The sequence below is a fragment of the Ferrovibrio sp. genome (genome assembly GCF_017994015.1).
GTDB lineage: Bacteria > Pseudomonadota > Alphaproteobacteria > Ferrovibrionales > Ferrovibrionaceae > Ferrovibrio.
On record NZ_JAGOLP010000001.1, the window covers coordinates 118065 to 144540 of the forward strand.

25 protein-coding genes, 2 tRNA genes and 1 riboswitch are annotated in these 26476 nt (G+C 63.8%); of the genes, 13 read left to right on the plus strand and 14 right to left on the minus strand.

What is annotated here, in order from left to right; translation table 11 throughout:
* Position 1: 1 nt before the first annotated feature.
* Entirely contained in the window at positions 2–2005 is a 2004-nt protein-coding gene (locus KBB36_RS00610) for a TonB-dependent receptor (RefSeq protein WP_290975456.1), read from the minus strand.
* A gap of 75 nt (positions 2006–2080) precedes the next feature.
* A riboswitch (cobalamin riboswitch) is annotated at positions 2081–2295 on the minus strand.
* Positions 2296–2378: 83 nt separating this feature from the next.
* On the opposite strand from KBB36_RS00610, the gene KBB36_RS00615 reads away from it, so the two are divergent.
* Positions 2379–4136, plus strand: coding sequence for an ABC transporter ATP-binding protein/permease (locus KBB36_RS00615; RefSeq protein ID WP_290975458.1), 1758 nt, complete (start codon positions 2379–2381; stop codon positions 4134–4136).
* Complete coding sequence (locus tag KBB36_RS00620) at positions 4133–4540, plus strand: VOC family protein (protein ID WP_290975460.1); 408 nt, start codon at positions 4133–4135, stop codon at positions 4538–4540. The genes KBB36_RS00615 and KBB36_RS00620 overlap by 4 nt, the downstream gene beginning before the upstream one ends.
* A 10-nt stretch (positions 4541–4550) precedes the next feature.
* Here the strand turns inward: KBB36_RS00620 and htpX are convergent, their stop codons facing one another.
* Positions 4551–5561, minus strand: a complete 1011-nt coding sequence (gene htpX, locus KBB36_RS00625; protein WP_290975462.1) for a zinc metalloprotease HtpX — start codon at positions 5559–5561, stop codon at positions 4551–4553.
* 94 nt (positions 5562–5655) lie between these two features.
* Between htpX and KBB36_RS00630 the strand changes: the two genes are divergently transcribed.
* Both KBB36_RS00630 and KBB36_RS00635 read left to right on the plus strand, forming a co-directional pair.
* Positions 5656–5844: a succinate dehydrogenase assembly factor 4 gene (locus tag KBB36_RS00630; RefSeq protein ID WP_290975464.1), complete on the plus strand. Its 189-nt coding sequence runs from the start codon at positions 5656–5658 to the stop codon at positions 5842–5844.
* Positions 5845–5956: 112 nt separating this feature from the next.
* The gene (locus KBB36_RS00635) at positions 5957–7171 is read left to right on the plus strand and encodes an argininosuccinate synthase (RefSeq protein ID WP_290975466.1); all 1215 of its coding nucleotides are present in this window, start codon (positions 5957–5959) and stop codon (positions 7169–7171) included.
* Positions 7172–7179: 8 nt separating this feature from the next.
* Here KBB36_RS00635 and queG read toward each other — a convergent pair whose 3' ends face one another.
* The 4 genes from queG to phhA form a co-directional block, all read right to left on the minus strand.
* Complete coding sequence (gene queG / locus KBB36_RS00640) at positions 7180–8292, minus strand: tRNA epoxyqueuosine(34) reductase QueG (RefSeq protein WP_290975468.1); 1113 nt, start codon at positions 8290–8292, stop codon at positions 7180–7182.
* A 17-nt stretch (positions 8293–8309) separates the two neighbouring features.
* Entirely contained in the window at positions 8310–8657 is a 348-nt protein-coding gene (locus KBB36_RS00645) for a RidA family protein (RefSeq protein WP_290975470.1), read from the minus strand.
* Between the two features lie 30 nt (positions 8658–8687).
* Positions 8688–9356: a glutathione S-transferase family protein gene (locus KBB36_RS00650; RefSeq protein ID WP_290975472.1), complete on the minus strand. Its 669-nt coding sequence runs from the start codon at positions 9354–9356 to the stop codon at positions 8688–8690.
* Between the two features lie 70 nt (positions 9357–9426).
* Positions 9427–10185 carry a phenylalanine 4-monooxygenase gene (gene phhA / locus KBB36_RS00655; RefSeq protein WP_290975474.1) on the minus strand — a complete coding sequence of 253 codons (759 nt, stop codon included), beginning with the start codon at positions 10183–10185 and terminating at the stop codon, positions 9427–9429.
* A 126-nt stretch (positions 10186–10311) separates the two neighbouring features.
* Between phhA and KBB36_RS00660 the strand changes: the two genes are divergently transcribed.
* Complete coding sequence (locus KBB36_RS00660) at positions 10312–10779, plus strand: Lrp/AsnC family transcriptional regulator (protein ID WP_290975476.1); 468 nt, start codon at positions 10312–10314, stop codon at positions 10777–10779.
* 3 nt (positions 10780–10782) lie between these two features.
* Here the strand turns inward: KBB36_RS00660 and KBB36_RS00665 are convergent, their stop codons facing one another.
* Positions 10783–11688, minus strand: coding sequence for an N-formylglutamate amidohydrolase (locus tag KBB36_RS00665; protein ID WP_290975478.1), 906 nt, complete (start codon positions 11686–11688; stop codon positions 10783–10785).
* 177 nt (positions 11689–11865) lie between these two features.
* On the opposite strand from KBB36_RS00665, the gene KBB36_RS00670 reads away from it, so the two are divergent.
* From KBB36_RS00670 to KBB36_RS00695, 6 genes are all read left to right on the plus strand, one after another.
* Positions 11866–11940: transfer RNA gene (locus tag KBB36_RS00670), tRNA-Val, on the plus strand.
* A 130-nt stretch (positions 11941–12070) separates the two neighbouring features.
* Positions 12071–12817: a class I SAM-dependent methyltransferase gene (locus KBB36_RS00675; RefSeq protein ID WP_290975480.1), complete on the plus strand. Its 747-nt coding sequence runs from the start codon at positions 12071–12073 to the stop codon at positions 12815–12817.
* Positions 12818–12828: 11 nt separating this feature from the next.
* A complete protein-coding gene (locus tag KBB36_RS00680) occupies positions 12829–13575 on the plus strand; it encodes a class I SAM-dependent methyltransferase (RefSeq protein WP_290975482.1) in 747 nt (248 codons plus the stop codon).
* Positions 13576–13590: 15 nt separating this feature from the next.
* Positions 13591–14709, plus strand: a complete 1119-nt coding sequence (locus KBB36_RS00685) for a hypothetical protein (protein WP_290975484.1) — start codon at positions 13591–13593, stop codon at positions 14707–14709.
* A gap of 131 nt (positions 14710–14840) precedes the next feature.
* Positions 14841–17174: a methyl-accepting chemotaxis protein gene (locus KBB36_RS00690; protein WP_290975486.1), complete on the plus strand. Its 2334-nt coding sequence runs from the start codon at positions 14841–14843 to the stop codon at positions 17172–17174.
* Between the two features lie 36 nt (positions 17175–17210).
* Entirely contained in the window at positions 17211–19220 is a 2010-nt protein-coding gene (locus KBB36_RS00695; RefSeq protein ID WP_290975488.1) for a tetratricopeptide repeat protein, read from the plus strand.
* 7 nt (positions 19221–19227) lie between these two features.
* Here the strand turns inward: KBB36_RS00695 and KBB36_RS00700 are convergent, their stop codons facing one another.
* Positions 19228–19860 (minus strand): FMN-binding negative transcriptional regulator, encoded by a 633-nt coding sequence (locus KBB36_RS00700; protein ID WP_290975490.1) that lies wholly within the window; start codon positions 19858–19860, stop codon positions 19228–19230.
* A 115-nt stretch (positions 19861–19975) separates the two neighbouring features.
* Positions 19976–20521 (minus strand): hypothetical protein, encoded by a 546-nt coding sequence (locus KBB36_RS00705; RefSeq protein WP_290975492.1) that lies wholly within the window; start codon positions 20519–20521, stop codon positions 19976–19978.
* A 120-nt stretch (positions 20522–20641) separates the two neighbouring features.
* Between KBB36_RS00705 and KBB36_RS00710 the strand changes: the two genes are divergently transcribed.
* Positions 20642–21154, plus strand: a complete 513-nt coding sequence (locus tag KBB36_RS00710; protein ID WP_290975494.1) for an OsmC family protein — start codon at positions 20642–20644, stop codon at positions 21152–21154.
* On the opposite strand, the gene KBB36_RS00715 is transcribed toward KBB36_RS00710, so the two are convergent.
* From KBB36_RS00715 to hemC, 5 genes are all read right to left on the minus strand, one after another.
* Positions 21133–21207 (minus strand) — tRNA-Thr (locus tag KBB36_RS00715). The two genes, KBB36_RS00710 and KBB36_RS00715, sit on opposite strands and share 22 nt — an antisense overlap.
* 92 nt (positions 21208–21299) lie before the next feature.
* Positions 21300–22625 (minus strand): heme biosynthesis HemY N-terminal domain-containing protein, encoded by a 1326-nt coding sequence (locus tag KBB36_RS00720; RefSeq protein WP_290975496.1) that lies wholly within the window; start codon positions 22623–22625, stop codon positions 21300–21302.
* Positions 22622–23704, minus strand: coding sequence for a hypothetical protein (locus tag KBB36_RS00725; RefSeq protein WP_290975498.1), 1083 nt, complete (start codon positions 23702–23704; stop codon positions 22622–22624). Before KBB36_RS00725 ends, KBB36_RS00720 begins: the two co-directional genes overlap by 4 nt.
* The gene (locus KBB36_RS00730) at positions 23701–24441 is read right to left on the minus strand and encodes a uroporphyrinogen-III synthase (protein ID WP_290975500.1); all 741 of its coding nucleotides are present in this window, start codon (positions 24439–24441) and stop codon (positions 23701–23703) included. Before KBB36_RS00730 ends, KBB36_RS00725 begins: the two co-directional genes overlap by 4 nt.
* Positions 24441–25382 carry a hydroxymethylbilane synthase gene (gene hemC / locus KBB36_RS00735; protein ID WP_290975502.1) on the minus strand — a complete coding sequence of 314 codons (942 nt, stop codon included), beginning with the start codon at positions 25380–25382 and terminating at the stop codon, positions 24441–24443. Before hemC ends, KBB36_RS00730 begins: the two co-directional genes overlap by 1 nt.
* A 17-nt stretch (positions 25383–25399) precedes the next feature.
* Here hemC and tsaD point away from each other — a divergent pair, with 17 nt between their 5' ends.
* Positions 25400–26470 (plus strand): tRNA (adenosine(37)-N6)-threonylcarbamoyltransferase complex transferase subunit TsaD, encoded by a 1071-nt coding sequence (gene tsaD, locus KBB36_RS00740; protein ID WP_290975504.1) that lies wholly within the window; start codon positions 25400–25402, stop codon positions 26468–26470.
* The last annotated feature ends 6 nt before the right edge of the window (positions 26471–26476 follow it).

Below are 26476 nucleotides of genomic sequence, written 5' to 3' on the forward strand. Positions count from 1 at the left end.
ACTAAAAATCCAGCCCGAGCCGTGCCATCGCGGTGCGGCCGGGCTGGGGATAGTAATTATAGCTGCCATAGGTGGTGGCGCTGGCGACACTGTAATCATAATAGGTCCGATCCAGCAGATTCTGCACCGCCAGCGACCAGCGCAGGCGATTATCAAACGCGCCGCTCAAGCGCAGATCCAGCAGCACATGGCCAGGAATTTGCGGCTGGAAATTGCGCTCGTCATTCTCCATGCGGCGCGCACTGAAAAAACGCGCATCCATATCCAGCAGCACCAGCTTGGGCAGGATATCCCACGAGAAACCGATATTGCTGGTCCATGTCGATACCAGCGGCACCCGCTTGCCGGCATTGGCGCCCTTGCGGAATTCGGCATCAATATAGCCCGCACCAGCGCGCAGCTTCAGTTCCGGCAGTAGCTGATAATCGCCACTGGCCTCAATGCCACGCCGCTCGGTCGGGTCGAGATTGCGATTGGTGAAATTCACCGCATTGAACGCCAGTTCGTTTTCCAGCCGCATGACATAGGCGCTGAGGCGATAGCCGGCGGCACCAGCCTTGCCCTGGAAGCCCAGTTCCACGTCCTGCGAGGTCTGGGTTTGCAGCCGGAAATTGGTTGGGCTGCCCATGCCGATACGTTCATCCAGGGTTGGGAAGCGGAAGCTGCGCCCGGTGCGGCCAAACACTTCAAAGGCCGGCGCGAACCGATGTTCGAAGCCAAGATGATAGGCATAGTCGGTGGCTTCGTCATCAAACGGTGCGCCTTGCGAGCCGAAACCGCCGCCCGGCGCGGTGGCATCATAACGATCCCGCGCCGAAACCTCGGTGCGCTGCAAACGCAGGCCAGCGGAAAGGTCGGTGGCGGCGGTCACCGCCAGCGTGGATTGGCCATACAGCGCCAGGCTCTGCTGCTCGGCATCGTAGCGATGGATCGGCCGGTTGCCGGCGCGTTCCTGACGATCGGATTCGTAATCCGCATTATAGAGATCAAGGCCGAGGATCGAATTGAGGCCAAGCTCAAACGGGCGGTTTTGCAGCGTCAGGCGTGGCGTGAAGGAATAGGTGGTGAGTTCGGTATCAACATAGGATGGGAAACCGGACTGATCAAAATAGGCATCCTGCGATTTGCGCCGTACGCCGGCATCCAGCACCAGATCGGCATGGTTGCCGATCAGCCAAGTGCCGCCGATGGTCAGATTCTGGCCCTGCTTGTTGGCATAATCATAGGGATTGGTGGCACCCCGGGGATGCTGGCCGGCCAGCCGCGAGCGGCGCTCGCCGGGCAGGCCAAGCTGCTGGTCGTCGAGCGAAAAATTCATATAGAGATCGCCGAAATCCAGCCGGCGGCGAATTTCGCCATTGGCATTGCGCTGCAACAGCTTGTTATTCTGGCGGTAGCCGTCGCTATTGGCAAAGCTGCCATAGGCGCTGAGTTCAAAGCCATCGATGCTCTGCCGCGCCGAAGCGGCGGCTTCGCGCTGGCCCAATGAACCGATGCCGGCATCCAGGCTGTAGCCCGGCCGCGCCGCGCCCGAGGTGACGATATTGATCACGCCGCCCATGGCGCCATCGCCATACAGCACGGCGCCGCTATTGCCGCGCATCAGTTCGATCCGCTCGATGCCGGCCTTGGGCAAGGCGGCAAAATCGATGCCGGCCAGATCAAGATCATTGAGCCGGCGGCCATTCACCAGCACCAGCGTGTTGGCCGAAGCCGTGGCGCCGAAGCCGCGCATATCGACTGTGGTGCCGGCGCCGCCAACCCCGCCATAGAGGCTGCGCAACTGGATGCCGGATTGGCGGCCAAGCACGTCCTGGATCGTCTCGCCCGGGCTGCGCTGGATTTCTTCATAGCCGATCACACTGGTGGCAACGCCGGTGATGCCGTCGCCAAGCCGGCTGGCGGTGACCAGCACCGGCGGCAATTCAGCATATTGCTGCGCCAGCGCCATATTTGGCGCCAGGAGGGACAGAGTGAAACAAAGTGAATAACGGTAGGTCGGCATCGCGGGCTCCTTGAGCCTGAGGGTGACAGATCTGCCACCGCTGCGTATGCCGCTCCGTATGGTGCTCCCGCCCATCGGTTGGGTGACTGTGCCGGCAGGTCTCCTGGCTCGCGAATCACCGTCCCTTGCGCCAGCCTTCCCGGTTGCCCAGTGACTTTAATTGCGCGGACTCATCGCTCACAGTTGCGGGATCAGCCCCGGATTGACCATCCAACAGATGGCCTACCGTGTTCCCTCTTGCCTCCACGCTGACCAAAGATCAGCGCAGAACCGACAGCGCCGCGATCATACGCGGGAATGTGATCGGGTCAATCCACTGACGCCGATACGAAAACCCGCCATAATCCGGCAGGTTTTCCGTTCAGAGGCAGGCATGGACAAGCTCAAGGCGTTCTTCCGCGATTTCTGGCATATCGCCAAGCCCTACTGGACCCAATCGGATGAAAAGCTGGTGGCCTATGGCCTGCTGGCAGCGGTGGTGGCGCTGAATCTGGCCTCGGTCGGCCTCAATGTCTGGTTCAATTTCTGGTACAATAATTTCTATAATTCGATCCAGGAAAAGGATTTTGAGGCCTTCAAAAACCTGCTGCTGCAATTCAGCCTGGTGGCGGCAGCCTTCATCTTTGTGGCGGTGTATCAGCTTTATCTTGGCCAGATGCTGCAATTGCGCTGGCGCCGCTGGCTCACCGAAAAATGGCTCGGGGAATGGCTGCATGGGCAGCGCTTCTACCATATGCAGCTCTTTGGCCTTGGCACCGACAATCCGGATCAGCGCCTGGCCGAAGACCTCAAATTGTTCACCGGCTACTCACTGAATATCAGCCTCGGCCTGTTGAGCGCCGTGGTGACGCTGTTTTCCTTCCTGCATATCCTTTGGGAATTGTCGGGCGATCTGGCCTTTGCACTCGGCGGCCTGGATATCCGCATCCCGGGCTACATGGTGTGGGTGGCATTGGTCTATGCCATCCTGGGCACCTGGCTCACCAACCGGATCGGCCGGCCGCTGGTGGGGCTGAATTTCCACCAGCAAAGGTTTGAGGCTGATTTCCGCTTCCATCTGATCCGGCTGCGCGAAAATGCCGAAGGCGTGGCGATGCAGCGTGGCGCCCTGGTGGAACAGCATGATCTGCTGGGCCGTTTCAGCCATGTGGTGGGCAATTATCTCAAGATCATGGCCAAGCAGAAACAACTGACCTGGTTCACCGCCGGCTATGGTCAGGTGGCGGTGGTGTTTCCGTTCATTGTTGGCGCGCCGCGCTATTTCCAGGGCAGCTTGGCGCTGGGCGGCCTGATGCAAACAGTATCGGCCTTTGGCCAGGTGCAGAGCGCGCTGAGCTATCTGATCAGCGCCTATGTCGATATCGCCGAATGGCGTGCCGTGGTCAGCCGCCTGACCGGCTTCCAGGCCGGCATCACCGAAGCCGCCAGGTTGGCCGCCAGCAGCGGCATCCAGATCAAGGATGACGCAGCAGGCATCAGCGTGCCGGCCCTGACCCTGGCGCGGCCCGATCTTGCCGGCCAGGCAGGTACGGCACTGGCGCGGATCGAGGATTTCCATCTCAAGCCTGCCGAGCATGTGCTGCTGCAAGGCGGCTCGGGCAATGGCAAGAGCACGCTATTGCGCGCCCTGGCCGGGCTGTGGCCGTTCGGCACGGGCGTGATACACCGCCCGGCCGCCGAACAATGCCTGTTCCTGCCGCAGCGGCCCTATCTGCCGGTGGGTACGCTGCGCGCCGCCCTGGCCTATCCCGTGCCGGCAGAAAAATTTGACGATGCCGCCTTGCGTGCTGCGCTGGCAGCACTCGACCTCAATGCGCTGGGCGACCGGCTGGACCAGGAAGCCAATTGGGCGCAATTACTTTCCGGCGGCGAGCAGCAACGTGTGCAACTGGCCCGCGCTCTGCTGCACAAACCGGCCTGGCTGTTCCTGGATGAAGCCACCGCCGCACTGGATCCGGCCAGCGAAGCCCGCGCCCTGGCAGCATTGGCGGCTGCCCTGCCACAGACCGGCATTTTCAGCATCGGGCATCATGCCGGGCTGGAGCAGCATCAGCGCGTGCTGCGCCTGGAGCATGACGCCGCCAACCAACCGGCCAGGCTGTTGGCCGCAGAGCTACGGAGCCCAGCATGACCACACCGCCATCAATCTTTCCGTTTCTGCGTTACCGCGATGCCACCGCCGCCATGGCCTGGCTGCAATTGGCCTTCGGCTTTCGCGTGGCGCTGCAAGTGCCGGGCGCCAATGGCGGCATTGCCCATGCAGAATTGCAACTGGGCCATGGCATGGTGATGCTGGGCGACCAGTCGAATGACGCGCTGGGCCTGGCCTTGCCGCAAGCCGGCCCGGGCAACCAGGGCATCTATATCGTGGTGCCGGATGTGGATGCGCTGTATGCCCGCGCCAAGGCGGCAGGGGCGCAGATTGTGATCGACCTGCATGACACGGATTATGGGTCGCGGGATTTTTCCTGCCGCGACCCGGAAGGCCAGCTCTGGAGCATCGGCAGCTACCAGCCGCCGATGCTGCCGGATTAACGGCCCCGCCTTAACGGCCCCAGGGACTGTTGCGCCGCCGGCCGCTGCTGCTCGGCACGGAACCGCCGCCGCTGGCACCCGATTTGCCGCTGGAGCGGCTGGCGCCCCAGCCCGATGCAGGCCGGGGCGCGGCAGCCGGTTGTGCACGGGCCGGTGCCGGCTGGGCAAAACCGCCGCGATAGGCCAGTTCACGCAAGGCCGCCACGCGGTTTTCGGTGCTCGGATGGGTCGAGAACAGATTGTCCATACGCTGGCCGTTCAGCGGATTGACGATGAACAGATGCGCCGTGGCCGGGTTGCCCTCGGCCTGGTGGTTGGTGATGCGCTCGGCGCCATGGGTGATACGCTCCAGCGCCGTGGCCAGGCCTTCCGGATTGCCGGAGATTTCCGCGCCCATGCGGTCGGCGGCATATTCGCGGCTGCGGCTGATCGCCATCTGCACCAGGCTGGCCGCCAGCGGCGCCAGGATCATCAGTGCGATGCTGCCGATGATGCCGAGGCCGCCGCGATTTTCGCCATCACGGTTGCCGCCGAAGAACATGGCGAAATTGGCCAGCATGCCGATGGCGCCGGCCAAAGTGGCGGTGATGGTCATGATCAGCGTGTCGCGGTTTTTCACATGCGCCAGTTCATGCGCCATCACGCCGGCAATTTCCTCGCGGCTCAGCATGTTGAGCAGGCCGGTGGTGGCGGCCACGGCGGCGTTTTCCGGGTTGCGGCCGGTGGCAAAGGCATTGGGCTGATCGTTGTCGATGATATAGACGCGCGGCATCGGCAACTGGGCGCGCTGCGCCAGTTCGGCCACCAGGGCATAGAAATTCGGCGCTTCGTTGGGACCAACCTCGCGCGCGCCATACATCGACAGCACCATCTTGTCGCTGTTCCAATAGGCAAACAGGTTCATGGCACAGGCAATGGCAAAGGCAATCAGCATGCCGGCCTGGCCGCCGATCAGAAAACCGACACCAACGAACAGGCCGGTCATCGCCGCCAGCAGGATCGCCGTTTTGGTGTAGTTCATGGTTGCTCAAATCCTCTCAAATGCCGACTGCTTGGCAGCACGGCTTGCAGCGATATATGTAGGGATCAGGATTGCCGCCGCAAGGGACAGCAGAATGACCACGGAACAGCCCAGCACCAGCCCGAAAAACCTGGCGCCAGACAAGCCAGGCGACAAGCCAAAAATGCCGGAAAAGCCGGCCATCATCCAGCAACAGCCGCCCGGCGAGGTGGATGGCCCGAAAGGCCTGGAACCGACCCGCTATGGCGACTGGGAGCGCAAGGGCATCACCAGCGATTTTTAGGGTCAAGCCGCCCTCGAATGGCTTGCCAGGCCAGGGCGCCCCCCTTGCACCGGCAGGCGCGATGCCTATACTCGCGCCCGATTTTCAGCCTTTTCCCTGGGAGTTTGGCGCGATGGCTTCGAAGAGCGGCGTGAAGAAGGTGGTGCTGGCCTATTCCGGCGGCCTGGATACTTCAGTGATCCTGAAATGGTTGCAGGAAACATATGGTTGCGAGGTGGTGACCTTCACCGCCGATCTGGGCCAGGGCGAGGAACTGGAGCCGGCACGCAAGAAAGCCGAGATGTTCGGCGTGAAGCAGATCTATATCGAGGATCTGCGCGAGACTTTCGTGAAGGATTATGTCTTCCCGATGTTTCGCGCCAACGCGCTGTATGAAGGCCTCTACCTGCTTGGCACATCCATCGCCCGGCCGCTGATCGCCAAGCGCCAGATCGAGATTGCCCGCGAAGTGGGTGCCGATGCGGTGTGCCACGGCGCCACCGGCAAGGGCAACGACCAGGTGCGCTTTGAACTGAGCTATTACGCCCTGCAACCCGGTATCAAGGTGATCGCGCCATGGCGCGAATGGCAGCTCACCTCGCGCACTGCGCTGATCGATTTTGCCGAGAAGCACCAGATTCCGATTGCCAAGGACAAGCGCGGCGAGGCGCCGTTCTCGGTCGATGCCAACCTGCTGCATATCTCGGCGGAAGGCAAAGTGCTGGAAGACCCCTGGGTGGAAGCGCCGGATTTTGTCTATTCGCGCAGTGTCGATCCGGAAAAGGCGCCGGATACGCCGGAATATGTTGAGATCGACTTCCTCAAGGGCGACCCCATCGCCGTGAACGGCCAGGCGCTCAGCCCGGCGGCCCTGCTGACCAAGCTCAATGAGCTGGGCGGCAAGCATGGCATCGGCCGGCTCGACCTGCTGGAAAACCGCTTTGTCGGCATGAAAAGCCGCGGCATCTACGAAACCCCGGGCGGCACGATTCTCTATCAGGCACATCGCGGCATCGAGCAGGCGACGCTGGATCGAGGCGCCATGCATCTCAAGGACGAGATCATGCCGCGCTATGCCGAGCTGATTTATAACGGCTTCTGGTTTGCGCCCGAGCGCGAAATGCTGCAAGCGCTGATCGACAAGAGCCAGGAGAATGTCGAAGGCACTGTGCGGCTCAAGCTCTACAAGGGCAGCGTCAACGTGGTCGGCCGCAAATCGCCGAAGTCGCTCTACTCGCTGGCCCATGTCACCTTCGAGGAAGACTCGGTCTATGACCAGAAGGACGCCGCCGGCTTCATCAAGCTGAACGCACTCCGCCTGCGCCTGCTCAACCGCCAGAAGGGCTGAGTTTCAGCTCAATTCAATTCCGCTAGCACCGCCGCGTCGGGTTCCCCGGCGCGGCGTTTTGCTGCGAAGGCGGCAAATTCCGCCGCCGGCATAAGCTGCTTCAGCGCCCAGGCGGCATGGGCACGCACCGGCATGGCGGCATCCTCGGCCAGATCGAGCAAAACCGGGATGGCGGCCGGATCGGCGCTGTTGCCCAAAGCCAGGCAGAGATTGCGGATGAAGCGGTCACGCCCGATGCGCTTGATCGCCGTGGTGGCGAAAAAATCCCGGAAGCCGGCATCATCGAGCCGCGCCAGATCAAGCAGGCGCGGCGCCTTGAGCTCGACACGCGCCTGGATTTCCAGATCACGCGCCTGGGCGGCGAATTTGTTCCACGGGCAGGCGGCCAGGCAATCATCGCAGCCATAGAGCCGGTTGCCCATGGCGGCGCGGAATTCCAGCGGGATGACGCCATCATATTCGATGGTGAGATACGAGATGCAGCGCCGCGCATCCAGTTGATAAGGTGCCGGGAAGGCTTGGGTCGGGCAGATATCCAGGCAGGCCTGGCAGGAGCCGCAATGATCAATCTCGGGCGCATCCGGCGGCAAATCCGCTGCGGTGAGAATGGCGCCGAGGAACAGCCAGGAGCCGAACTGGCGCGATACCAGATTGGTGTGTTTGCCCTGCCAGCCGAGACCGGCGACCTGCGCCAGCGGCTTTTCCATCAACGGCGCGGTATCAACAAACACTTTCAGCGCCTGGCCGGTTTCACGTTGCAGCCAGCCAGCCAGCGCCTTCAGTTTCTTCTTCACCACCAGATGATAATCGCGGCCCTGGGCATAAACCGAGATGGCGGCCTGCCGGCGCTGTTGCAAGGTGGCGAGCGGATCGTGGTCCGGGCCGTAATTCAGCCCGAGTGCGATCAGGCTGCGCGCTTCCGGCCACAATATCGCCGGATGGCGCCGGCGCGGCGCCCGCTCGCCTTCGGCCAGCCAGCTCATTTCGCCATGGCGGCCCAGTTCAACAAATTGATCAAGCCGCTGCCCGGCTTCCGGGCCGATATCGGCAATGGCGGCAATGCCGACCGCATCGAAGCCCTCGGCTTCGGCACGGGCGCGGATGCGGTCGGCGATGCTCACATTCCCAGGGTCCGACTCTAGATGGCCGCGATAACGGCGATCTCGACCTTGTAGACCGGCGCCGCAAGCTTGGCTTCCACGGTGGCGCGGGCCGGCGTGTGGCCCTGCGGCACCCAGGCATCCCAGGCGGCATTCATGGCGGCGAAATCGGCAATATCCGGCAGGTAGATGGTGGCCGAAAGAATCTTGGTCTTGTCGCTGCCGGCAGCGGCCAGCAGTTTGTCGATCTGCTCCAGGATCACCTTGGTCTGCGCCGTGGTGTCGCCGCTGGTATCGCCCGCCACCTGGCCGGCGAGATAGACCGTGTTGCCATGCACCACGGCCTGCGACATGCGCGGGCCAACTTCGATGCGACGGATGCTCATGGGCTGTTCCTTTTTCTTGTGCTTTACGGGTCAGAAATCGAGATCGGCATAATGCCGTGGCGGCGGCAGGCCGGGAATATGATCGGCCAGCAGCGGCCGGAAGCTGGGCCGCGACTTCACCCGCACATACCAATCCTTGGCCCCGGCATGGTCGTCCCACGGCACATCGCCAAGATAATCCAGGCAGCTCAGATGCGCCGCCGCGGTGATGTCGGCCAGGCTGAAATCATCGCCGGCGAGCCAGTTGCGGCGCTCGGCCAGGTAGCCGATGTAATTCAGGTGGTGTTTCAGATTCTGATGCGCCAGGCGGATATTGGTGCTGTCGGGCTGGCCACCGCCCATGAATCGTCGCAGCACTTTCTCAAAAATCAGCGCATCCGACACTTCACGGCTGAATTTGAGATCGAACCAGCTGACCAGACGGCGCGTTTCGGCGCGGCCGGGCGGATCGAAGCCGATCAGCATCTTGTTGGGATAGACTTCGTCCAGATATTCGCAGATCGCCAGGCTTTCCACCAGCGGGCGGCCATCATGCTCCACCAGCACCGGCACCAGGCCGGCCGGGTTAAGGGCGAGGAATTCGTCACGCCGCTCCCAGGCCTTTTCCAGGACCAGTTCGCAATCCAGTCCCTTTTCCTTCAACAGGATGCGGACCTTGCGGCAATAGGGCGAGAGCCAGAAATGATACAGCTTGCGCATGGCGGCGCAGGGTAGCAAATGCCGCCGCGATGCAAAAGATTCGCGGGCCTATGAAAATTACACCCGCCGCCTAAAGCCTGTCCTCCGGGTCGTATTCCGGCAGCCCGGCCAGTTCGGCATAGAGCGCGGTGAAATCCGGCGCGGTGGCCGCAAAAAGCTGCTCGAAGCTGGAAATGACAAAATAGGTGCTCTGGAAGCGGTCGATATGATAGCGCGTGCGCAGGATGCGCTTGAGATCAAATGGCCGCCGCATTGGCAACGGTGCATCCAGACTATGCAGCACTTCGCCCTTGGATGACAGGATGCCGGCGCCATGGATACGCGGCCCGTCACCCTGGTCGATCAGGCCGAATTCCACCGTATACCAGTAGAGCCGGGCAATCATGTCGAGCGCGCCAAGCCGCTCGGCCTTCAGCCCGCCTTCGCCATAAGCCTGCATGTAATTGGCGAAAACCGGATGGCTGAGCAACGGCACATGGCCGAACAGGTCATGAAACAGGTCGGGTTCCTGCAAATAATCCAGCTTGGCCCAGGGCCTGAGCCACCAGGTGACCGGAAAACGCCGCGCCGCCAGGTAGCGGAAGAAGCTGCCGTCATCCAAGAAACCATCCACTGGCGCCAGGCGCCAGCCGGTGATCGCCTCAAGCTGGTCTGACACCTGCTCCAGATCCGGCACCCGGTCGGGCGAAAAATCCAGCCGTTTCAGACCGGCGAGGAATTCCGGGCAGGCACGCCTCTGCACCAGGCGGCTCTGGCGCTCAAACAGATGGCGCCACACGGCGCGGTTTTCGTCATCCTGCTGTGTCTTGCGATCCAGTATTGCCAGCATGGTGTTCTCCCGTCTTGCCCGGACAGGATACGGCGGCAGGAGTGCTATTTCCGTGCGTAAAGGCTGATTTTGACTGAAAATATGCAATTATATTGCAATTTCACACATAATTCGCATCATACTGGCATGATAGAGCTTGATCCCGCCGATTTGCGCCTGCTGGCAGCGCTGCAACGCCAGGGCCGCGCCAGCAACATCCTGCTGGCCGAGGCGGTGGCGGCCAGCCCGAGCCAGGTCGGCCGCCGGCTGGCGCGGCTGGAGGAAGCCGGCGTGATCGAAGGCTATGCCGCCCTGCTCAGGCCCGAAGCAGTTGGCCTCAGCGTGATGGCGATTACCCTGGTATCCCTGGAGCGCCATGCCGAGGAGATTGTGCAGGGTTTCCAGACGCTGGTGCACCAGGCACCGGAAATCCTTGATTGTTATTCAATCACCGGCGAAGCGGATTTTATGCTGCGCATTGTGGCCGCCGATCTGGGGCAATTTGCTGATTTTATCAGCCGGCGGCTGCTGCGCGTGCCGGGCATGCGCAGTGTGCGGTCCAGCATTGTGCTGCAACGGATCAAACACACCACCGCCCTGCCCCTGCCGGGCTGAGTTTCAGCTATTGAGGAAATCCGGCACAGCCGAACCGGCCAGCAATTCGATCAGCCCGGTCATGGCGGCCCGCACGCGCTCAAAACCCGGGCCATGCTGGATCAATGTTTCATCCATGTAGAGATCGCGGTTGATCTCGATCTGCAAGGTGTGGAAGCCGGCCTCGCGCCGGGTGTAATGCTGCGTGATATAGCCGCCGGCATAGGGCTTGTTGCGCGCTACCTGAAAGCCACGCTCGGCCAGATAGGTTTCCACGCGCTGCACCAGCCGTTCCGGGCAGGATACGCCATGAAAATCGCCCAGCACCATATCGGCACGGCGCTGGCCATGATCCGGCATGTTGGCGCCGCCCACGCTGGGCATGGAATGGCAATCCAGCAGCAGCGCCACCCCGGCCGCCTCATGTGCGGCATCCAGCAACTGGCGCAAAGCGGCATGATAGGGCCGCCACAGGGTTTCGATACGCCGCTCTGCCTCGGCGAATGGCAGCTTGTGGCGGTAAATCTCCTGGCCGCCCGATACCACCTTGGCGATGGTGCCTAGGCCGGCGCTGATCTTGCTCGACTTGGTGGTGACATGATCCGGCAGCGCCTCGGCAAACATCGCCGGGTCCAGCTCGTAAGCCTCGCGGTTGGGATCGCAATAGGCGCGCGGGAACAGGGCTTCCAGCAGCGGCGCCCCCAGGCCCGGAGCGGCCGCCACCAATTCATGCACAAAGGCATCCTCGGAACGCCGCAGGGTGAGCGGATCAAGCTGGCTGGCGGCACGGAATTCCGCCGGATATTCAGCGCCGCTATGGGGCGAGGAAACCACCAGGCCACCGCGCGGGCCGGTCGGCAGGGTCAGCCGGATCGGCGGATCAACCGGGGCGGTGTAGGCAGAATTGGGCAACGCGGCGGCAGCAGACATGCAACAGGCTTTCAGGCTCGAAGGCAGGGCCGGCAGAACAGGGGCCGGGACAGAAGGACCGGTTGATTATGGTCCAGGCTTGAGACGCTTGCCAACCGCCGCCGCAGCCGATAAAAGCAGCGCAGCTTTCCGCCAAATGGCTTTTTCGGCCAAAGGCGACAGGCAGCAGCGTGGCACGGGCGGTTAGCTCAGCGGTAGAGCACTACCTTGACATGGTAGGGGTCACAAGTTCGATCCTTGTACCGCCCACCACGCGGCGCTGCCCCAGCGAAGATTTTCCCAATGGCAATATTTGGCGGCCTGGATTCTATCTACCCGGGTGGATAGCAATCTGCACGCGAAGTACTTGCCAGTTGCTGCGCGGCGCGTAAGAGTAGCCGCAATGGACTTTCCGAATTATCTCAGCGGCGTGTTCTTCGCCATCAAGGATGAGCAGGTGTTTGGCCAGGGTATGCGCCAGGCACTGCAACAGGTGCGCCATGGCGGCATCTTTGCCGGTGACAACCTTGTCACCATGTCCAAGAATCTCGGCTTCCTGCAAGATGAGAAATTCATGGCGGCGGTGCGCAAGCATGCCACGTCTGACACCGAGCGCGGCCTGGTCTGGCGCCAGGCGGTGGTGGCCTGGGCAGCGCGCGAGGGCCTGCGGCGCGAGGGCGATTTTGTTGAATGCGCCTGCTACAAGGGCACCACGGCGCGCATCATCTGCGATTACGTTGATTTCGGCAAACTGGACAAACGCTATTACCTCTATGACCTGTTCGAGCATGATCCGGCGATGCCGCATCACGCCATGACCGAGCATAGCAAGGAGCTGTTTGGCAAAACCCAGGCAAGGTTTGCCGATCTGCCCAATGTGACCGTGACCCAGGGCGCGGTACCGGCGGTGCTGCACGACGTGGCGCCTGAGAAAATCGCCTTCCTGCATATCGACCTGAACAATGCCGCTGCCGAAATCGGCGCGCTGGATTTGCTGTTTGACCGCATGAGCCCCGGCGCCATTCTGCTGCTGGATGATTATGGCTGGATTTTTTATCACGAGCAGAAAAAAGCCGAAGACCCGTGGTTTGCCAAACGCGGTTATCAGGTGCTGGAATTGCCCACCGGCCAGGGCCTGGTGATCAAGTAGCGGCATAGCGGATGGATTTCCGGAATTATCGCGGCACGGTGTTTTTCGCCATCAAGGACAAGGACAACTTTGCGCGCGGCATGAACCACATGCTGGCCGAAGTGGTGGCCGGCGGCATCTTCACCGGCGACAACATGATCAGCCTGTCGAAGAATATGGGCTTCCTCGACGATGTTGAATTCATGGCTGCCGTGTCACGCAATGTCAGCAGCAATGTTGAGCGCAGCACAATCTGGCGCCAGGCGGTGGTGGCCTGGGCGGCGCGCGAAGGCTTAAGGCGCGAAGGCGATTTTGTTGAATGCGCCTGTTACAAAGGCACCACGGCGCGGATTGTTTGCGACTACCTGGATTTTGGCAAACTGGATAAGCATTATTACCTCTATGACCTGTTCGAGCATGATCCGGCAATGCCGCATCACGCCATGACCGAGCATAGCAAGGAACTCTATGCCACCACCCAGGCGCGCTTTACCGATCTGCCGAATGTGACCGTGACCCAGGGCGCGGTGCCAGCGGTGCTCCACAGCGTGGCGCCGGAAAAAATCGCCTTCATGCATATCGACCTGAACAATGCCGATGCCGAAATCGGCGCGCTGGATTTGCTGTTTGACCGCATGAGTCCCGGCGCCATTCTTGTGCTCGACGATTTTGGCTGGGTCTACTACCATGCTCAACATAAGGCGGAGACGACCTGGTTTGCCAAACGCGGCTACCGGGTGCTGGAACTGCCCACCGGCCAAGGCCTGGTAATCAAATAGTGGAGTGACCCAGGCATGGCGATTGCAGATCGTTCGCTGTTGGCCTTGTTGCGCTGCGGTTCGGCGCGGGTGTTTGACCTGCAAGGCCGCAGCCGTGATCTGGCCAAGCGCCCCGGCCTGCCGGCACCGAAACCCTTCTTCAACAATCGCAACGCCAACCGGCTGCTGATCCTGAAATACGCCCCGCCAGCGCATGAGCGGGTGGCCTTGCGCAGCGAACGTGCGGTGCAGACCAAGCTGTATCTGCCGTTCAACGACCAGAATATCGAAGAAGGCGGCAAGACCATCCTGCTCTCCGATACCCGGCTGGAGCAGGCGCTGGAAGAACAACTGGCGCTATCGCCGCGCCATGATGCCGCCGCCTTCCGCCATGATCGCCCGATCCTCGATACCCTGGATGGCCTGCCTTCGCTGGATCCGTTCCTGATGCGCGACCGCATGGATATCGACGGGCATAATATCGACAGCGCCTATTTCGCCTTCGCCGAGGGTGAACTGGAACGGATCAAAGGCTTTGTGCGCGACAAGATGAACAAGGTGGCCACCTTCGCCATGCAGGACAAGGTGAATACCGCCGACGGCCAGGAAGCGGTGGAGCGGCTGACGCAAAAGCTGTGGGAAGCCAATGATGCCGCTGCCCTGGCGCCAGTGATTCGCGCCTTCCGCATCAATCCGGCCAATGCGCCGGAAATTGTTTATGGCTGGAAGGGCACGATCTATTACGATTACGAATACAGCCGCCAGCGCAGCGCCTGGGAAACCATGCTGGAATGGCTGAGCCATGGCGCACGGCCGCGCGAAGGCGCTGTGGGCGCCGCCGCCCGCGACCTGGATGAATTGCGCGTTGCTGCCCGCAATGCGCTGCTGGTGCATTGGGCGCGCGCCACCGAAAAGCTGAACCGCTACCGTTTCTGCTTCGATGAATTATTTCTGCACAAAAAAGATGCGGCGCCCTTTGTTGATTTCCTGCGCGATTCAAAACGCACCTTCTGGGAATTGGGCGACAGCCTGTCGCGCCTGAGCCACAGCCATGCCGTGTGGGATCGCGGCACCAATCGCTTTCCCTTGCGGCGCCTGCCCGCCCCGGCCTTGGCCGACCTGCTGGATATGATCTATCAGGTCAATGCCGATTAGGCAGGTGAATGCCGATTAGGCCGCGCCTGATCTTGCCTGCATGCCGCCTGTGGCGCGATAGTTGCTGAAAGCAATCAGTTCGGCGCTGCCTGGCAGACAGGCCCGGCGCCGCGAGCCAAGGGGTATTCATCATGCGCTTCGGCATCCGCCAGAAGTTATTCATCGCCATTGGCGCCATTGCCGGCCTGACGCTGGTTTCCAGCCTGGTGGCGTGGATTTTTTTCACCCAGTTGCGCGGCACGCTCAACTTGATGGCCGAACGCAGCATTCCGGCGATGAATGCCGCGCTCAGCCTGGCGGCGCAAAGCGCCGAACTGGCAGCCGCCGCGCCCGTGCTGGCCTATGCCGCCAGCCAGAATGAACGCCAGAGTGCCGGCAGCACATTATCCGGCCGGGTGATGCAGCTTGATCGCCTGCTGGCTGAGGTGAATGCCTCGGATGCCAGCGATGCCGTGAAGCAGGCGCTGGAGCGCGATGTCAGCAAACTTTCGGCCACCATCCTGGCGATTGACGAAGCGGTGAATGGCCGCCTCAAGCTGACCGTGGAACGCGCCGCCCTGACCAAACAACTGACCGAGCAGCATACCAGCTTCCTCGCCCTGTCACGTCCCGCCGTGGATCAGTCGGTGATGGATATGACGATGGAATTTGAACTGGCCAGCCGTGGCAAGCCGGAGCAGATCCCCGACAAGATCCAGGAAATCATGGATGGCCAGCTCAACGCCGCCCGCGCCATGATGGAACTGGTGGCCAAGGTCAATCAGGCCGTCGGCATGCTGGCCGTGGCCTCGCAGGCCGGCGCAGCCGAGGAGATCGAGCTGATCGCCAGCGAATTTGTCAATGTTTCAGCCGAGGCGGCGCGCGCGGTGGAAACCGCTTTGGTTGGGCGCGAGACTTCGGAAGAGGCCAAGACCGTCGCCGCCATTCTGGCGTTGGGCCGTGGCGAGAACAGCCTGTTCAAGCTGCGCGGCCGCGAATTGGCGGCGCTGGACAAAGCCGTGCTGGCCCTGGCCGAGGCGCGCAAGGCGGCCGAAACCTTGCGCGACAGTGTGGAGCAGCTGGTGCAGGCGGCGCGCGACGGCGCTGATAGCGCCAGCCGGCGCTCGCTGGGCGCCATCACCCTGGCGCAATCAGTGCAGGGCATGCTGGCGCTGGGTTCGTTGCTGGCGGCGGCATTGATCGCCTGGCTGTTTGTTGGCCGCCGCGTGGTTGATCCGATCACCAGCACCACCGCCGTGATGGGCCGGCTGGCGGCGCGCGACTGGGCCACGCCGGTGGCCGGCATCGAGCGCAGCGATGAAATCGGCGCCATGGCCCGTGCCGTGCAGGTCTTCAAGGAACAGGGCCAGGAAGCGGATCGTTTGCAAAGCCGGATTGAGGCCGACCGGCAGCGCTATGAAGCCGAGCGGCGCGAACAGGAGGCTTTGCTGCGCCAGGCAGTGGGCGAGATTGTGGCCGCAGCGGCAGCCGGCAATCTGGAGCGACGCATCGATATTGCCGCGCTGGACGGCGTGATGCGCGACCTGGGCGGCGGCGTCAACGACCTGCTCGCCACCCTGGCCCGGGTGCTGCACGATCTTGACACCGCGCTGCATGCGCTGGCCGATGGTGACCTGACGCGGCGCATTGATGGCAGTTATGACGGCGTGTTCGGCCAATTGGCCGGCAACGCCAACCAGGTGGCCGAGCGGCTGGCCGGCACGCTGCGGCAACTCAACGAAACCGCCGGCAATGTGCGCGATGCAGCGCAGGAGATTTCTGTAGGCGCGCATGATCTGGCGCAGCGCACCGAGGCACAGAGTGCCAGCCTGCAACGCACGGCAGCGGCGATGGAGCAGGTTACCGCCACGGTGCGGCAGAATGCCGATAATGCCCGCGCTGCCAACCAGCAGGTGGCGGCGGCACGCGACACCGCCGATCAGGGCGGCCAGGTGACGCGCGAGGCGGTGGCGGCGATGGGCGGCATTGAGGATAGCGCCAGGCGGATTTCCGATATTGTGACGCTGATTGATGAAATTGCCTTTCAGACCAACCTGCTGGCGCTGAATGCCTCGGTCGAGGCGGCGCGTGCGGGTGAGGCCGGCAAGGGTTTTGCCGTGGTGGCACAGGAAGTGCGTGGCCTGGCGCAGCGTTCTGCCGATGCGTCAAAGGACATCAAGGCGCTGATCTCCGAATCGAATAACCAGGTGCGGCGCGGCGTTGGCCTGGTGAACCAGACCGGTCAGGCGCTGGATGGCATTGTGGCGGCGGTGAAGAAGGTGGCCGATCTGGTCTCCGATATTGTCACCGCCAGCCAGGAGCAGACCAGCGGCCTGGATGCGATCAACGACCAGGTGGCGCAGATGGACGAGATGACCCAGCGCAACGGCGCCCTGGTGGAGGAAACCACCGCTTCCACCCAGGCGCTGGCCGATCAGGCCAAGGAACTCGCCCGGCTGGTAGGATATTTCCGCGTTACGCGGTAAATAATGGGGCCAGAAGCTGGGACAGGTGGGGAAAGCATGAGTGAGACGGCGCAGGTGCAGGCGGATGACGCCAAGATCGCAGCCTTCAAGGCGGCCCTGGCCATGCACCAGGCCGGCAAGCTGGCCGAGGCGGAGGCCGCCTATCGCGACATCCTGCAACGCTGGCCCGGCCATGTCGAAAGTTTCCACCATGTCGCCATCATCGCCTTGCAGCGTAATGATCTGGAACAGGCCGAAACCCTGCTGCGCCGGCTGACCCAGGCGGTGCCGCAGATGGCGCCGGCCTGGAGCAATCTGGGCGTGGTGCTGCTGCGCCAGGGCCGCGCCGAGGAAGCCGCCGCAGCGCAGCGCGAAGCGCTTAAAATCCAGCCGGATTTTGCCGGCGCGATGAAGAATCTGGGCAATGCGCTGCGCGAACTGGGCGACATGGCCGGCGCCGAAGCAGAATTCCGCCGCGCCATCGATCTGGTGCCGGATGCCGATGGCTACAACAATCTGGCGCTGGCCTTGCAGACCCGCGATGCCATGGGTGCCATTGCCGCCCTGCGCCAGGCGGTGACGCTTGATCCGCGCCACCACAAGGCCCTGTCCAGCCTGGCCAACATGCTGCGCCTGCAAGGCCGCATCGAGGAAGCGCGCCAGGTCTGGGATCAGGCCATCGCGGTGCGGCCCGATATCGGCCTGCAATTGATGCGCGGGCTGACCGTGAACCCGATCATCCGTTCGCGTGAGGATATCGAGCAGAGCCGCCAGGGCCTGCTGGCCAACATATCGGCCTTGTGCCTGGCCGGGCTGAATCACCCGGCGATTGATACCGAGGTATTCTCCACCAATTTCTTCATGGCCTATCACGGCCGCAACAACCGCGACCTGCACAGCCGCATCGCGGCGCTTTATGCCGCGATCTGCCCGAGCCTGACATGGACCGCGCCGCATTGCCAGCGCAAGCGCCCGGCCGGTGGCCGGATCAAAGTGGGTTTCCTGTCGCAGTTCATGCGCCGGCATAGTATCGGCCGCACCACGCGCGGCCTGATCGCTGAACTGGATGAAAGCCGCTTTGAAAGTGTGGCGCTGTTTGTGCCGCCCTTCATCGACGATGAAATATCACGCTTCATCCGTGATGCCGCCGATCACCATATCATGCTGCCGAAGAAGCTCGACGAAGCCCGGCGCCAGATTGCCGCGCTGGAACTGGATGTGCTGTTCTACCAGGATATCGGCATGGAGCCGTATTCGTATTTCCTGGCCTTCTCGCGCCTGGCGCCGGTGCAATGTGTCTCCTTCGGCCATCCCGACACAACCGGGATTCCGAACATGGATTATTTCATCTCCAATGATCTGTTCGAAGTACCGGAGGCGGATGCGCATTACAGCGAAAAGCTGTTCCGGCTGCATGATCTCGGCACCCTGGCCTATTACTACAAGCCCGACACACCCGATCCGATCAAGCCGCGCAGCGCCTTGCCGGTGCCGCAACAGGGCCGCTTCTATCTCTGCCCGCAGCATCTGTTCAAACTGCATCCGGATTTTGACGATATCGTGGCCGGCATCCTGGAGCGCGACCCGGAAGCGCATGTCGGCTTCATCGCCCAGGGCGCGCCCTATTGGAGCGAGTTGATCCTGCAACGGCTGACCCAGCGGCTCGGCCCCAAGCTGATCCGCCGCGTCGCGTTCATCCCGTCGCAGGAAGGGCCGGATTTCCTCAGCCTGCTGCGCGCCGCCGATGTGGTGCTGGATACGGTGCATTTCAACGGCATGAACACCTCGCTGGAAGCGTTGTCGCAGAATGCCGTGGTGGTGACGCTGCCGTCCGACCAGCAGCGCGGCCGCCATACCCAGGCGATGTATCGCAAGATGGGCATCACCGACACCATCGCCGCCGATGCCGCGCAGTATGTCGAGATTGCCGTGCGCGTGGCCAATGATGCCGCCTGGCGCAGCGCGTTGCAGGCCCGTATCGCGGCCAGCAATCATGTGCTGTTTGAGGATATCCGCGTGGTGCGTGAATTCGAGCGCTTTTTCAGCAGCGCCGTGGCGGCACTCTGAAACCGCCCTACTCGCTAGGCAACGTGGCGCGCATGGCGGCAGCCAGGCTGCGATCCTCGGCGCGGCCGGAAGCTTCCAATGCGGCAATCACGCCGTCGCGGTCGGCACGCGGCCGGTTCTGGCTCAGTTTGAACTTGCCCTGCAAATCGGCAATCTTGATCTCGATGCCGACCACACCGCGCACCATGCCGTCAATGAACCTTTCGGGCTGGCCGGCCACCGACCAGGCGGCAGGGTCCTCATAAAGCCGCGCCAGGCGATCCACCAGTGCCGTCAGTTCCGCCGGCTCATGCAGCAGCCGGGCCGGCCCATGGGCATGCACCGCGCTGTAATTCCAGGTCGGCACTGCCGGCTGGGTGGCATACCAGCGTGGCGAGACATAACCATGCGGCCCCTGAAAAATCGCCAGCGCCGGCCGGGTTTCAAGCAACCGCCAGATCGGATTGGCGCGCGCCACATGCGCCAGCAAGGTGCCCTTGTCACCACGCCCGCGCTCCAGCATGAACGGGATATGGCTGACCTGCACGTCATCGCCATCGCTGGCAATCAGCAGACCAAAATCATTGGCGACAATCAGATCATGCATCGCCGCCAGGCTGGGCGCGGCAAAATGCGCGGGCGTATAGAGCGATGACGGCATGGCGGGGCTTCCATGGAAAAACAACAGGCGGCGGCATGTAATCAAGCCGCAGGCCGCCTGCCAAGCGCGGAATTGTCAGCCGACAATACGCCGGAATGCCCTGGGCCAAGCCAGTTCAGCGGCGCGGCGGCTCCAGTTTCAGCGCCTTGCCATCCTTGTCGATCATATACACCGCATTCGGTTCGACGACCTGCACTGCATCCACCACAATGCGGAAACCGAAGAAATTGCCCGGCACGCTGAATTGCAAAGCCTGCGCCACATCCGGCCGCGCCACCGTCATGCGGCTGCGCGCCATGATCTTGCCGGGCGCCAGGAACACCACTTCCACCGCTGCGGTCTTGGCTACGGTATCGGCAGCCCAGCCGTTCAACACCACCTTGTCGCCCTCGCGCGCCACGGAATCGAAACTGCCGCGCAGGGCCGTGGATGTGTCCACCCGCTTGCCGGCCGGATCAAGCAGGCACATGGCGCAGATATCCCAGGCCGTGGTTGGCGCCGGCTGCACCAGATCGGCCAGCGGCGGCGGCTTGTCATTGCCGCCGCCAAAACCCAGCCGGGGCATCTTGCCGCCACAACCCGCCAGCAACAGCCCGGCGCCCAGCAGCAGCGGCAGCGCAAGGCGCGACGACAACTTTCCAGCGTGATGCGAAGCGGCCACGGGCAACATCCTTTTCTGGTTATTCACACCGGTCATTCAAGCAAAAGCTGTGAGGCACAGGCAAGCGCCCGGCCGGCAAATCGGCTAAACTGTCATACCGAATCCTGATGGAAGCAGCGCATGACCACCTATAGCGCCCATATCGACTGGCAGCGCCAGGGCGAAGCCTTCACCGACAACCGCTATAGTCGGGTGCATCGGTGGCAATTTGATGGCGGCTTGACCGTGCCGGCCTCGCCTTCGCCGTTTTCGGTGCGGCCACCCTTTTCCGATCCGGCCAATATCGACCCCGAGGAAGCCTTTGTGGCGGCGGCGGCCAGTTGCCACATGCTGTGTTTCCTCTATCTCGCCGCCCGCGATGGTTATGTGGTGGACAGCTACCAGGATGCCGCCGAAGGTGTGCTGGAAGCCCCCGAGTCAGCCTCAGGGCCAGGCGGCCCGCGCTGGATCACCCGCATCACCCTGCGCCCGCATGTGGTGTTCAGCGGCGACAAAAGCCCCACGGATGCCAGTCTGGCCGACCTGCATGCCCGCGCGCATCATGATTGTTTCATCGCCCATTCGATGCGGGGCGAGGTGGTGACCGAAGGTAGCTGGGAATACCGGGAGAATGGTGCCGGCGGAGGGAATTGAACCCCCGACCTCGACTTTACGAAAGTCTTGCTCTACCCCTGAGCTACGCCGGCACGGCGCTTGCCTGGGACTAATAAGCCCAGGGCGGGCGGAAAATACGGGCAGCGGCGGCGCTTGGCAAGCGTTGCCGGGCAAAGAACAAATCTCAGGCCTTAGGCGCCGCAAGCAGGATTGGCGGTGCGCCGCTCGGCGGCAGGCCGGGCAGCAAGGACGCCGGACGGATGCTGTCGAAGCCGCCACAGGGCGCGCAGCGCATCGCCCAGGCGGCATGGCCGGCGCCGCAGGCTTCGCAGCGCCAGGCTTCCGGCCGGCCGGCGGCAATGCTGCGCCAGCGATCCGCCGCCGCCTCGTCGCCTTCGCTTTCCGCCGCCAGCCGGGCGCGCAACGGCGCGGACCAGGCATCTTCGGGCGGAAACGGCGCCAGTTTCTGCCGCGCCAGACCATAATCCCGCGCCGCCAGCGCCGCCTCGGCCAGCAAAAGCCGGCTGGCCGGCGCTTCCGGATTGGCATTGGTCAGTGCCTGGGCACGCTGCAAGGCCACAGCCGGTTCGCGCCCTGCCGCCTGTTCCAGTTCCAGCCATAATTGCGCCAAAGCCGGGCTGGCCTGCTGTGGCCACAGGGCGCGCAAAACTTCCTGCGCCTGCTGGCGCGCCGGCATGGTATCGGCGGCGCGCGCCAGCAAGGCGCTGCGGCCAGGATGATCGGGCAGCAATTTGGCCAGTTTCTCGGCCTTGCGGCGGGCTTCCAGCGGCGCACCGGTGGCCGCCGCCTCGGCGGCATCGGCCAGATCAAGCTTGGCGCGCAGCAAGGCCGCCGCCGGCTTGGTCACCGCCTTGCGCGCCACCGCCAGTTCCAGCCGCTCACGCGCCGCCGGCCAATTGCCGGCTTCCAGCAGCAGGCGCAATTCCGCTTCCGCCGCCACCGGCGAAGCCGGGCGCAGGGCCGAGGCACGGCGCGCCAGGAGCAGCGCCTGATCACGATCACCACGCTGGCGCGCATCGGCCAGCAGGCCGCGCAGGCCGAGGAAAGCCGTGGCCGGATCGGCCGCCAGCGCCGTGAAAGCCGTGCGGCCCTGTTCCGCATCGCCGCGTAATTGCGCGGTATGGGCTTCAAGCAGGCGGGCCAGGGTCTGGTCTTCCAGATAGCCCGCTGCCTTTTTCGCCAGTTTGGCGGCGCGTTCGGGCTCGCCGGCCGCCACCGCCACCATGCCGGCGGCAAACGCCGCCTGGCCACGCGCCTGGCGTTTCAACTGGCGGCGCTGCGGCAGCGCAGCGGCCCAGGCCAGCACCCAGCTCAGCATAAACAGCCCCAAGCCGAGCAAGGCCAGCAGCCCCAGCGCCAGCGGCGCCGGCGCGGTGATCTCATACCCCAGCCAGGTGAAACGCAGACTGCCGGGCTGATCGGCGATCCAGGCGGCAAGGCCCGCCAGGGCCATCAGCGGCAGCAGATACAGCAGCCGGCGCAGGATCATGGCGCCGCCGCCGCAAAATGCTCACGCAAAGCCTGCTGCATCTTCTCCATTGCCGCATCCAGCTTGAGCCGCGCTTCGGCGCCGCTGCGCCAGGCGGCCAGGCTCGGCCCGGCATTCAGCCCGTTCAAAGCCGCCACTGCGCCAGTCAGATCAGCGCGTTGCAGCAGGGTTTCGGCCTGAGCCAATTGGTCGCCCGGTTCGGCAGCGCTGCCGCCAACCCGGCGGATCGTCACCAGCCCGGCCAGTTTATCCAGCGCGCGCTGCCACCAGGGCGGCGGCGCCGCGCCATCGGCCGGCGGCAGGCTGGCCGCTTCACGCTGCTGCGCCTCGGCAACGGCCACAAAATTGCCGGCCAGCGCGGTTTCAGTCGGCGCACCGCTGGCGGCCAGCGCCTGAACAGCATCAAAGGCATTACGCAGCGGCGCCGCCTGACCCAGCAGGCCCACCACCGCATTGGCCTCGGCGGCAAAACCGCTGCCGCGTGCCGCCTTGTCGCGCAAAGCCTGCCAGGCCAGCAGCAAAGCCACCGGCTGGCGCAGATCGGCGGCACGGGCGCGGGCCAAGTCGGCCAGTTTCTGATCAAACTGGCTCTGCCCGGTCAGCGCCGCTTCGGCCAGGCGCAAAGCTTCATTGCTGGCCTTGCGGCCATCGGCGGCCTGGGCCTGCACGGCTTCCTCCAAACCCTTGAGGCGTTCCGCCAGGGCCGGATCGGTGCCACTGGGCGCGGCCGGCAATTGCTGCAACCGCTCCAGGCTGGCCGACAACGCTGCCAGCCGGCGTTCCAGTTCCTGCACCTGGCGCGCCAGGTCGGCGCCACCGGCATCCGGCTGCGCAGCGGATAGCGGCGCGGTATTGACGATGGCCGGCTTGCCCGGGTTTGTAGCCGGGCTTGTGGCCGGCAATGTGTAAAAATGATAGCCGGCGGCAATGGCAACACAGCCAGCGGCCGCGATCACGATGATCAGCAGCCAGCGACCCAGCCGCGCCAGCGCGCCGGGCGGCTTCGGCAACGGTTCGGCCTCGGCATCAATGATCGTGCTGTCCGGCGGGGTCTTCTCTGGGCGCGGGCTGTCGGTCATGCAAATTCCTCATCGAGCGCGGCCAGCAAGGCGGCCTCGCTGGGCTCTGCCGCGATACATAGCCGCCGCCAGGGCAGCCCGGCCAGCCTTTCGGCCACCGCTGCACTGAGGCAGAAAGCCGCTGCCTGGCTTAAAGCAGCAGCGAATCCGGGCGTAGCCAGGGTAGCAAAGCCAGAGGCGGTGCGGGGAGAGAAAAACAACACACCACCATAAGACGATTTGGAGAGATTTTCCGCTACTTCAGGCGGAAACTGGCCAATTGGCACAGCGCGATACAAGGTTTCGCGCCGCACCGTGAAGCCATCGGCTTCCAGCATCGCCTTGAGATCGCCGGCCAGGGTTTCACCGGCAGCATGAAATAACGGCCCGGCCTGGCGCGGCGCCAGCCGGCGCACCAGGTCAGCCAGGCTGAACACATCGCCGCCGGCCGCCTGCACCTGGACAAAACCGGCCTGCCGCGCCGCCCGCGCACTGGCCTCGCCCACGGCATAAACCGGCAGGTCGCGCCGCGCCGTGGCCGCCGCCAGGGCGCGCAGGCCATTGGCCGAGGTGATCAGCAATCCGGCGACATCCTGCAAGGCCAGATCAGCGGCCAGCGGCAGCGGCTGGATCGCCAGCATCGGCGCGCTATCCACGCTGAAACCCAGACGCTGCAAATCCTGGCGCAGCCGGGCCGCATCGGCTTCCGGCCGGGTCAGCAGCAGGCGGGCGCGGACGGGTATTGTCGCGCCAGGCATCAATCAGCTTTGAAAAAATCAGGTCCGGCGCGGCTTTTCAGCTCGGCCCCGGCATCACGGCCCAGAGCCACGCCGTCCGCCCCGCGCCGTTCGGTTTCCAGCAACTGGCTGCCATCCGGCCGCGCCACGGCGCCGCGCAGCCACAGCGCGCCATCGGCGCCGATCTCGGCCAGGGCGGCAATCGGCGTGCGGCAGGAACCATCCAGCACCATCAGCAGGGCGCGTTCGGCTTCCACCCGGCGCCTGGTGGGCGCATCATCCAGCTTGGCGAGAAAATCCAGCACGGCGGTATCATCGGCGCGGCATTCAATGCCGATGGCGCCCTGCGCCACGGCCGGCAGCATCTGTTCCGGCTGCAACACGCTCATGCCTTCGGGCAGCATGTTCAGCCGGCGCAGGCCGGCCAGGGCCAGGAAGGTGGCCGCCACCTGGCCCTCGGCCAGCTTGGCCAGCCGGGTCTGCACATTGCCGCGAAAGGTCACCACCGCCAGATCCGGCCGCCGGGCCAGCAGGAAAGCCTTGCGGCGGAGTGATGACGTACCCACCACCGCACCCTGCGGCAGATCGGCAAAGGCCATCGGCCGGGCCGCCAGCAGCACATCGCGCGGGTCTTCGCGCGGCAGATAGGCCGCCATGATCAGGCCGGGCGGCAATTGGGTGGGCATGTCCTTCATCGAATGCACCGCCAGATCAATGCTGCCATCGAGCAGGGCTTCCTCAATTTCCTTGGTGAACAGCCCCTTGCCGCCGGCTTCCGCCAGGGCGCGATCCTGGATGCGGTCGCCGCTGGTCTTGATCACGCGGATGGCGATATCGGCTTCGGCCAGGCCGGGATGCGCCGCCAGCAGGCGGTTGCGGGTTTCATGCGCCTGCGCCAGGGCCAGCGGCGAGCCGCGCGTGCCGATGGTCAGCCGGGCCTTGCCTTGATGCGGAACCGCCATGATGTTAACTCAAGCTCATGTTAATTCTCGGGATCGAAACCAGCTGCGACGAAACCGCCTGCGCGCTGGTGCGCCAGGCTGCCGATCCGGCCGCCCGCATCCTCTCTCATAGCCTGTTCTCGCAGGTGAGGGAACATGCGCCCTATGGCGGCGTGGTGCCGGAAATCGCCAGCCGCGCCCATATCGAGCATCTTGACCTGCTGATCGACGAGGCCTTGCAGGCCGCCGGTGTGGAACTGGCCGATGTGGATGCCATCGCCGCCACGGCCGGGCCGGGCCTGATTGGCGGCGTGATGGTGGGTTTGCTGACCGCCAAGGCGCTGGCCTATGCCGCCAACAAGCCGCTGATCGCGGTGAACCATCTGGAAGGCCATGCGCTGTCGGCGCGGCTGGCGGCGGATACGCCGTTTCCCTATCTGCTGCTGCTGGTTTCCGGCGGCCATTGCCAGTTTCTGGCAGTGGAGGAAGTGGGGCAATACCGCCGGCTCGGCACCACCATCGACGATGCCGTGGGCGAGGCTTTCGACAAGACCGCCAAATTGCTCGGCCTGGGCTATCCCGGCGGCCCGGCGGTGGAACGGCTGGCGCGCCAGGGTTCGGCCACGCGCTTTGCCCTGCCACGTCCGCTGAAGGGCAAGCCGGGCTGCGATTTCAGCTTTTCCGGGCTGAAAACCGCCGTGCGCCAGGCTTTGGAAAGCCTGGGGCCGACGCCGGGTGAACAGGACAAGGCTGATCTGGCCGCCAGTTTTCAGGCCGCCGTGCTGGATGTGATCCTGGATCGCACCCGCCATGCCATCCAGGCTTTTGCCGCCCTGTATGGCAGTGCCGGCCGGCATCTGGTGGTGGCTGGCGGCGTGGCCGCCAACAGCGCGCTGCGCGACAGCCTGCGATATCTGGCCGAAGCCAATGCGATGCAGTTCAGCGTGCCGCCGCCGCGGCTCTGCACCGATAACGGCGCGATGATTGCCTGGGTTGGGCTGGAACGGCTGCAACGTGGCCTGACCGACAGCCTGGATGTGGCCGCGCGCGCGCGCTGGCCGCTGGACCCCACAGCCGAAGCCAAACCCTATGCCGGAGCCAAGGCATGAGCGGGG

Coding starts and splice junctions, on each gene's coding strand:
- KBB36_RS00685 (WP_290975484.1), top strand. CDS start 13,591: ATGGCGATTGCAGATCGTTCGCTGTTGGCCTTGTTGCGCTGCGGTTCG.
- KBB36_RS00620 (WP_290975460.1), top strand. CDS start 4,133: ATGACCACACCGCCATCAATCTTTCCGTTTCTGCGTTACCGCGATGCC.
- KBB36_RS00650 (WP_290975472.1), bottom strand. CDS start 9,356: ATGCGCAAGCTGTATCATTTCTGGCTCTCGCCCTATTGCCGCAAGGTC.
- KBB36_RS00645 (WP_290975470.1), bottom strand. CDS start 8,657: ATGAGCATCCGTCGCATCGAAGTTGGCCCGCGCATGTCGCAGGCCGTG.
- KBB36_RS00660 (WP_290975476.1), top strand. CDS start 10,312: ATGATAGAGCTTGATCCCGCCGATTTGCGCCTGCTGGCAGCGCTGCAA.
- KBB36_RS00730 (WP_290975500.1), bottom strand. CDS start 24,441: ATGCCTGGCGCGACAATACCCGTCCGCGCCCGCCTGCTGCTGACCCGG.
- KBB36_RS00680 (WP_290975482.1), top strand. CDS start 12,829: ATGGATTTCCGGAATTATCGCGGCACGGTGTTTTTCGCCATCAAGGAC.
- KBB36_RS00695 (WP_290975488.1), top strand. CDS start 17,211: ATGAGTGAGACGGCGCAGGTGCAGGCGGATGACGCCAAGATCGCAGCC.
- phhA (WP_290975474.1), bottom strand. CDS start 10,185: ATGCTGGCAATACTGGATCGCAAGACACAGCAGGATGACGAAAACCGC.
- KBB36_RS00720 (WP_290975496.1), bottom strand. CDS start 22,625: ATGATCCTGCGCCGGCTGCTGTATCTGCTGCCGCTGATGGCCCTGGCG.
- KBB36_RS00665 (WP_290975478.1), bottom strand. CDS start 11,688: ATGTCTGCTGCCGCCGCGTTGCCCAATTCTGCCTACACCGCCCCGGTT.
- htpX (WP_290975462.1), bottom strand. CDS start 5,561: ATGAACTACACCAAAACGGCGATCCTGCTGGCGGCGATGACCGGCCTG.
- KBB36_RS00710 (WP_290975494.1), top strand. CDS start 20,642: ATGACCACCTATAGCGCCCATATCGACTGGCAGCGCCAGGGCGAAGCC.
- KBB36_RS00725 (WP_290975498.1), bottom strand. CDS start 23,704: ATGACCGACAGCCCGCGCCCAGAGAAGACCCCGCCGGACAGCACGATC.
- KBB36_RS00635 (WP_290975466.1), top strand. CDS start 5,957: ATGGCTTCGAAGAGCGGCGTGAAGAAGGTGGTGCTGGCCTATTCCGGC.
- KBB36_RS00630 (WP_290975464.1), top strand. CDS start 5,656: ATGACCACGGAACAGCCCAGCACCAGCCCGAAAAACCTGGCGCCAGAC.
- KBB36_RS00675 (WP_290975480.1), top strand. CDS start 12,071: ATGGACTTTCCGAATTATCTCAGCGGCGTGTTCTTCGCCATCAAGGAT.
- KBB36_RS00615 (WP_290975458.1), top strand. CDS start 2,379: ATGGACAAGCTCAAGGCGTTCTTCCGCGATTTCTGGCATATCGCCAAG.
- KBB36_RS00610 (WP_290975456.1), bottom strand. CDS start 2,005: ATGCCGACCTACCGTTATTCACTTTGTTTCACTCTGTCCCTCCTGGCG.
- KBB36_RS00690 (WP_290975486.1), top strand. CDS start 14,841: ATGCGCTTCGGCATCCGCCAGAAGTTATTCATCGCCATTGGCGCCATT.
- hemC (WP_290975502.1), bottom strand. CDS start 25,382: ATGGCGGTTCCGCATCAAGGCAAGGCCCGGCTGACCATCGGCACGCGC.
- tsaD (WP_290975504.1), top strand. CDS start 25,400: ATGTTAATTCTCGGGATCGAAACCAGCTGCGACGAAACCGCCTGCGCG.
- KBB36_RS00700 (WP_290975490.1), bottom strand. CDS start 19,860: ATGCCGTCATCGCTCTATACGCCCGCGCATTTTGCCGCGCCCAGCCTG.